The 7,694-nt window shown below is 26.1% G+C and carries 4 protein-coding genes; 2 read left to right on the forward strand and 2 right to left on the reverse strand.

What is annotated here, in order from left to right; genetic code table 11:
* Positions 1-137: 137 nt before the first annotated feature.
* Positions 138-2,864 (reverse strand): valine--tRNA ligase, encoded by a 2,727-nt coding sequence (locus tag BGI41_RS05465; RefSeq protein WP_088539304.1) that lies wholly within the window; start codon positions 2,862-2,864, stop codon positions 138-140.
* Between the two features lie 462 nt (positions 2,865-3,326).
* Between BGI41_RS05465 and BGI41_RS05470 the strand changes: the two genes are divergently transcribed.
* Together BGI41_RS05470 and pheT are read left to right on the forward strand one after the other, a co-directional pair.
* On the forward strand, positions 3,327-3,683 hold the full coding sequence (locus BGI41_RS05470) for a hypothetical protein (protein WP_088539306.1): 357 nt from the start codon (positions 3,327-3,329) through the stop codon (positions 3,681-3,683).
* A gap of 250 nt (positions 3,684-3,933) precedes the next feature.
* Positions 3,934-5,592, forward strand: a complete 1,659-nt coding sequence (gene pheT / locus BGI41_RS05475; RefSeq protein WP_088539308.1) for a phenylalanine--tRNA ligase subunit beta — start codon at positions 3,934-3,936, stop codon at positions 5,590-5,592.
* A gap of 179 nt (positions 5,593-5,771) precedes the next feature.
* Here the strand turns inward: pheT and BGI41_RS05480 are convergent, their stop codons facing one another.
* Positions 5,772-7,550: a right-handed parallel beta-helix repeat-containing protein gene (locus BGI41_RS05480; protein ID WP_158211966.1), complete on the reverse strand. Its 1,779-nt coding sequence runs from the start codon at positions 7,548-7,550 to the stop codon at positions 5,772-5,774.
* Positions 7,551-7,694: the final 144 nt, after the last annotated feature.

Below are 7,694 nucleotides of genomic sequence, written 5' to 3' on the forward strand. Positions count from 1 at the left end.
AAATAAAATAATAGCTAAAAAACTATTATTAACTATAAAAATAGCTAAAAAACTAAAAATAAGTAAAAATTAAAAATAAAAACAGCATAAATAAAAAAATAATTAAAATAATTAAAAATAGTTAAATAGAAGTCATTTTATCTAATAACTTCTAAAATAACATCTAAATCTTCAGATTGGAAGATATCTACTTTTTCACCAGAAGCTCCAACTACTTCTGTTTTAAGATTGAAGTAATCTTTATTAACTTCCATATCACCAATAACGATTTTACCATTTTCTGAAAGTTCATCTGCAATATCATCAACAGATGCAGATTTAACATATCCAACAATTTTACCTGCATCAGATTTAAATTCAGGCCCAATTTTACTCATTACTGGTTCTACTTCAATAACTTTTTCATGAATATCAGGTTTACCAGATAAAACATTTAATTCATTGATTTTTAAAGTACCTGCAATATCTTCTTTAAATGTATTACAAATATCTGCTAAATCAGAAGTGTAAATATTAACTTTAGCAAGAGGTGCATTTAATGCTATTTTATTAGCAGATTTAAATCTTCTTACTTCATCAATTATTTCAATAGCAGAGTCACCATTTATCATGAAATCATTATCATCAAATTCTTCAACAATTTCAGGCCATGAAGATTTATGAATACTTGAATCTTCAAAGTGTTGATATACTTCTTCTGTAAAGAATGGAGCTATAGGAGATAAGATTTTAAGAGTATTTTCTACAACATATCTAAGAGTATATTTAGCAGCAATACGTGATGCATCTGAAACATCATCATTATATAACCTATATTTTACAGCTTCAATATATTCATCACAGAAATCATGCCATACAAATTGTTCAATACTTGTAATAGTTTTTGCAAATTCATATTTAGAGAATGCTTCATCAACAGTTCTATTTAAATTAGTGAATTTAGCTAAAATCCATTTATCCATAGGATTAAGACTTGATTTAATGGTTTTTTCATCAGATAAATCATCATCTGAAAAGATATGCATACTAATAAATCTAAATGCATTCCAGAATTTACGTAAGAATTTATAACCATGTTTAATATCTTTCCATGCAAATGCTACATCTGAACCTGGAAGACTGTTTGCAGCCCATGTTCTTAAAGGATCTGCACCATACTCTTTAATTACATCATCAGGTGCAATAACATTTCCTCTAGATTTACTCATTTTAAACCCATCTTCACCAAATACCATACCATTAATAACAACATCATCCCATGGTTTTTTATCAGTTAATGCTAAACATCTGAGAATAGTATAAAATGTCCATGTACGGATAATATCATGTCCTTGTGGACGAATACTTGCAGGGAAATCATTTACATATGATGGATCAGGCCATCCTGCAATAGATAATGGAGAAATAGAACTATCCATCCAAGTATCTAAAACATCAGTTTCACCAATAAATTCATCACATCCACATTCACAAGGATGTTTTGGTTTATCTACAGTAGGATCTACTGGTAATTGATCTTCATCAGGTAAAATAATTTTACCACAATTTTTACAATACCATACAGGAATAGGTGTTGCAAATAATCTTTGTCTTGAAATACACCAATCCCATTCCATAGAATCTGCCCAATTTAAAAGTCTTGATTCCATATGTTTTGGTACCCAATTCATTTCATTAGAAGATTTTTTAACTTGGTCAATAAGTTTCCTAACAGCAACAAACCATTGTTTTTTAACTAAAATTTCAATAGGTGTTTTACATCTCCAACATTGACCAACATTTTGATCAAGATCTTCTTGTTTTAAAAGGTAACCTTCTTCTTTAAGATCTTTAATAGTAGCTTCTTTAGCATCTTTTAAAGTCATGCCTTCATATCTACCAGCTGCAGAAGTAAGTAAACCTTGTTCTGTAATAGCTTCAATAACTTCAAGGTCATATTTATTTACCCAACTTACATCAGTTTTATCACCAAAAGTACATACCATTACAGCACCAGTACCAAATTCTGGATCTACTTCTTCATCTGCAATAATTTTTACTTTTTGAGAAGTTAAAGGTACTTCAACATATTTACCTAAAAGATGATTGTATCTTTCATCATCAGGATGAATAACAACTGCAACACAAGCAGACATTAACTCAGGTCTAGAAGTTGCAATTAAAATTCCTGGTTCTTTAGGATCTGCATTATGACCATCAGGTCTTATATAAGAATTATCTTCTGGGAACTCTTCTACAGCTGAAAGGTCAGCAGGTGGAAAATTAACATAATTTAAATGAGATTTATTTTCTGCATATTCTACTTCAGCAAAAGCAATAGCAGTTTCACATCTAGGACACCAGTATACTGGATGAATACCTCTGTAAATTAATCCTTGATTATACATTTTTAAAAAGGAATATTGGGTTCTTTTCCTATATTCTGGAGTCATTGTAACAAATTCTCTATCCCAATCTTGAGAAAAACCAAGAGATAACATTTGTTTTTTCATAAGAGCAATATTTTTAGTGGTTAAATCAATACACATATCCCTAAATTCTGCTCTAGAAACATCATTTTTCTTAATATTATGAAGTTCTTCAACTTTAACTTCAGTAGGAAGTCCATGACAATCCCATCCTTGAGGGAATAATACATCATATCCTTTTAATCTTCTATACCTTGCATTCATATCAATGTATACCCAGTTTAATACATGACCTAAATGTATAGATCCTGTTGGATATGGTGGAGGAGTATCTATAATATATCTTGGTCTTGTTCCATCACCAATATACTTATAAATTTTATCATCTTGCCATTTTTTCTGCCATAATTCTTCTTTATTATGGTCATAATCTTTTGGTATATCTTTTTCTGACATAATCTCTCCATACACAATTTTTGATAAAATTAATAATAAATAAAAATAGTTTATAGTTTCTAAGTATTAAAATTATAAAAAAATTTAGCTAGTAATTAGAATACTTGAAATTCTAAGACATGAGTTTAATATATATTTACAATTTAATTATGAAAAAGTTTGAAATTAATTAAAATACTTATATATAAAATAAAAATTTTAAATAAATTAATAAATCTTTAAAATGATTTAAGCTAGAAATCAATTTAAAAACTAAATCACAATATACATAGCTAAAATCTTAATTTTAAAAAAATAGCTAATATAAATATATAATTAAATTTTGAATCTAAAAACTTGAATAAAAATTATTCATGTTATATTATATAATTAATAATAGATAAATATTTAATTAATATAATTAATATAAATAAATTAATATTATATAATTATTATTTTTAAATAAAAACTTGGAGAATAAAAATGCAATTATTATGGTTTTATATTGCTGTTGCCCTTGCAATAAGTGATATAATACATGGTCAATTAACTTGGAATATTTTCAGTGATTTTTACATTGTATTTGGTGGAATCCTCCACATCACAACAAAAAGTAATGTCCAATCCTGGTTAATACATGAATTTATTGAAGCAGCATTCCACTTTATTGTAATTTCAATAATTTTCTTAAATATTGAAATTGGAATTTTAGCAGCATTAATACACTTATTTATTGATTTAATCCATTCATTATTCATTAGAAATATGGGTACTATTGAACATAGAGCATTACACTTTGTAATAGAATCTTTATTCTTCATTTTAATATTTGGTTTCTAAAACCATATATTAATTTCTTTTTAAAATTAAAAACTTAATTATTAAATATAATTATTATAAAAAATACTTAAAAATTAATTAATAAATAAAAAAAGTATATTTTAAAAAATTAAATAAATATAATTATATTTAATGTATTTTTTTAAAAAAATAGTAAGTTAATTATTAAAGAAACTAAATTATTTTAATACTTATTTTACTTTAAAAATATAATTTTAATTATCAAAATTACTAATTGGAGATAATATTAATGCCAGTTATTACATTCGAATATCAAGATTTAAAAGATTTAGGAATTGATTTAGAAAAAGATAAACTTATTAATATTTTACCTATGATGGGAAGTGATATTGAAGACTTTAATGATGAAGAAATTAAAGTAGAATTCTTCCCAAATCGTCCAGATAACCTTTCAATAGAAGGTGTTGCAAGATCACTTAAAGGATTTTTATCACAAGAAACAGGACTTCCAGAATACCCTGTAGAACCATCTGGAGAAAAAGTATATATTTCAAAAGAAGTTGAAAAAATAAGACCTTACATTGCATTTGCTAAAGTTGAAAATGTAAACTTTACAGGAAACAAAATTAAATATATTATGGATTTCCAAGAAAACCTTCACTGGGTTATTGGTCGTGACAGAAAAAAAGTAGCAATTGGTATACATAATGCAGATGTAGTATCTGGAGATTATAAATATATTGCAACTGCTAAAGATGAACATGCATTTGTTCCACTTGAAATGGAAAAAGAACTTAAACCTAAAGAAATTTTAGAAGAACATGATAAAGGTAAAAAATATGCTCATCTTCTTGAAGGATTTGATAAATATCCAATGATTCTTGATAGTGATAATCAAACTATGAGTATGCCACCAATTATTAATAGTGAACTTACAAAACTTACTGAAGAAACTAATACTGTTATTGTAGATGTAACAGGTACAGATAAAAAAGCAGTAGAACAATCATTAAATATTATCTGTTCTTCATTTGCAGAAGTTGGAGGAAAAATTAAAAGTATGGAAATGGTTTATGAAGATAAAACCATAACTACTCCTGATTTAAGTTCAAAAGAAGCATTAGTACATGTTGATAAAACTAATGAACTTATTGGTGGAACTACACTTGATGCAAAAGAAGTAAAAAGATTACTTGAAAAAGCAAGATTTGGTGCAGAAATATTAAATGATAATGAAATTAAAGTTCAAATTCCACCATTTAGAATTGATATTTTACATGAAGTAGATATTATTGAAAATGTTGCAATCCAATATTGTATTAAAAAAATACCAAGCACACTTCCAGATATTAATACAGTTGCATATGAACATGACTGGTTTAAATCAGAAAAAACTATTCGTGAACTTATGATTGGACTTGGATTTGATGAGATTATGAGTTTAATGCTTACAAATGAAGAATCTCACTATAAAAAAATGTTACAAGAAGAAAAAGAACATGTTCAAGTTGCAAGACCAATTAGTGTTGAAGGAACAATGATAAGAACTAGTATTCTTAATGCATTAATGGAGTTCTTAGAGGATAATAAAGCAGAAGATTTACCTCAAAGATTATTTGAAATTGGTGATGTAATATACCTTGATGATTCAAGTGAATTTAATACACGTTTAGGTAAAAAATTAGCAGCTGTAGTATGTCATTCTAATGCTAACTTTACTGAAATTAAATCTATAACTGATAGTGTATTATCTAACCTTGGATATACAATGGAAATTTCAGAATCTGATAATCCAAGTTTCATTAAAGGAAGAGTAGCTTCAGTAAAAGGAAGCTCTAAACATGGAAACATTGAAGGTGTATTTGGTGAAATTTCACCAGAAGTTATTACAAACTTTAATTTAGAATATCCTGTAATTGCTTTTGAGATTGAATTCTTAAAAGACTAAACATACTTTTTTTATTATATTTTTAAAATAAAATTAAAAACAAAATCACAAAAAGACCAAACATACTTTTTTTATTATATTTTTAAAATAAAGAAATTCCAAAAATAAGAAAAACAAATCCAAAAAAAAACAAAAATCAAAAAATAAGAATAAAAAAAGATAAAAAATAAAGTTTTTAATTAATAATCATCATTATCGTCATCATCTTTGTTTCTACGTTTATATCCAATAACAAATAATATCATTATAGCAAAAATAGCTAAAACTGCAAGATTACGAGTATTATCTGAAGATAATTTACTTGCAGCTTTTTTAGCTGCAATTTCATATGCTTTAGAAGAACTAGCAGAACCTTGACTTACAGTAGATCCTCCTTGACCATTTTCTCCAGCAGTACCAAGTCCATTATTTGAAGTTCCACTATAAGCACCAGAAGCAATACCACTACCATTTACTTTAATATTACTATTACCTGAACCAAATAAGGAACCTAAACCTGAACCTCTACCAGAATTTCTATTAGCAATAGCTGCAATAAGATTATTATCAGTATTGTTTAAAGATCCACCACCATTAACTAGATTATCATTATCTGCTTTTGAATTACCTGAACCTTGTGCATTTTTTGAATTATCTTGTCCAGATTGGCTAGAATCTAAAGCTTTTACAATTCCTTCAAATATAGTTCTACCATTACTAATAATTTTAACATTAGCCCCGTCTTTTCCAGCATTAATAACTACTTGTCCATTACGATAAGATGCAGCACCTACATTGTTACCATCAACAGAAACTTGATCTATATCAAAGTCACCTGCTTCAACAACATTACCTGCTTTATCATATAATTTACCAATAAGTTGGTTTCCTTTTTGAGTAAAACCTAATCTTAAATATCCAGTATTTTCCCAACCAAGTTCACCACCAAGTAAAAATGGACATAAATGTGCAGTAGCTAATCTACCATCATTAGTAACATAATAATTATCACCTAATTTAAATATAGGTAATTTCATATGGTTTTTAGCATCAAATTGAGCATTAAATCCCATAGTATTATATCCAATATAAATTCCAGTATCTTTAGTACTAGATTTATAACTATCACCAAATAATACTCCCATTCCAGTCATATCATAATCAAATTTAGCATTTGGATCCATTCTTGCTCCAATAATTGTATTTTGAGTTACTTTATCTTTATATGAAGTAGAATTAATAAAAATATTATTTATATTATTTCTTAAATAATTATGAATAATAGTATTATTACTAGTACTACCTCCTAATTCAATACCATTTAAACCATTATTTGAAAAATCATTATATCCAATATATGAGTCTTTAATATTGAAGAAATAAACACCATTTTCACCATTATATGAAGCATTATTATTTTTAATAGTAGTTGAATGAGTATTATATATAATCATACCATTATCCTGAACTTTAGAAATTTTGTTTGATATAATTTTAGAATTCTTAGTATTATTTATATAAATACCATTTTTTCCACTAATAATTGTGTTATTTTCAATATTTAAATTATTAGCACCATTAATCATGATTTGATAATCAGGATTACCTGTTAAAGTAAATCCTTTAAGAATAGAACCAGAACTATTCGATGTGAAATAAAATCCAAAACTATTTTTTACACTTAATGATTTAGCTCTATCTGTAACAATATGAGAACTTTCTAATACACTTTTAACAGTAGAAATAATGTTTAATTTTTTATCAATCACCAAAGAAACATTATTATACTTTTTACTATTAAATTCTACAATATCCCCACTACTTGCATTATCAATAACACTTTGAATTTCATCATTAGTCATATTCGATGTAACAATATGTGTATGATGAGTATTATTTAATTCAAGACTTGTGGAATTATTACTAGCTGCAGATACAGATGTAATTAAACAAAAACTTAAAATAATAACCAATAACATTAGGATGACATTCCTAAAAAAATGATTATTTAAAGATTTTTCTTTAGTTAAACCCATAATAATCAACTGTAAATTTTCTGTATTTTATCAAATAAAACCTAATTAAAGTAATAAATATTATTATAATCTATAATATTTCATAAT

This window comes from Methanobrevibacter sp. 87.7, assembly GCF_002208625.1.
Classification (GTDB): domain Archaea; phylum Methanobacteriota; class Methanobacteria; order Methanobacteriales; family Methanobacteriaceae; genus Methanarmilla.

Excerpts from the sequence above, each read along its gene's own strand:
- BGI41_RS05480 (WP_158211966.1), bottom strand. The coding sequence starts at position 7,550 with ATGTTATTGGTTATTATTTTAAGTTTTTGTTTAATTACATCTGTATCT.
- BGI41_RS05465 (WP_088539304.1), bottom strand. The coding sequence starts at position 2,864 with ATGTCAGAAAAAGATATACCAAAAGATTATGACCATAATAAAGAAGAA.
- BGI41_RS05470 (WP_088539306.1), top strand. The coding sequence starts at position 3,327 with ATGCAATTATTATGGTTTTATATTGCTGTTGCCCTTGCAATAAGTGAT.
- pheT (WP_088539308.1), top strand. The coding sequence starts at position 3,934 with ATGCCAGTTATTACATTCGAATATCAAGATTTAAAAGATTTAGGAATT.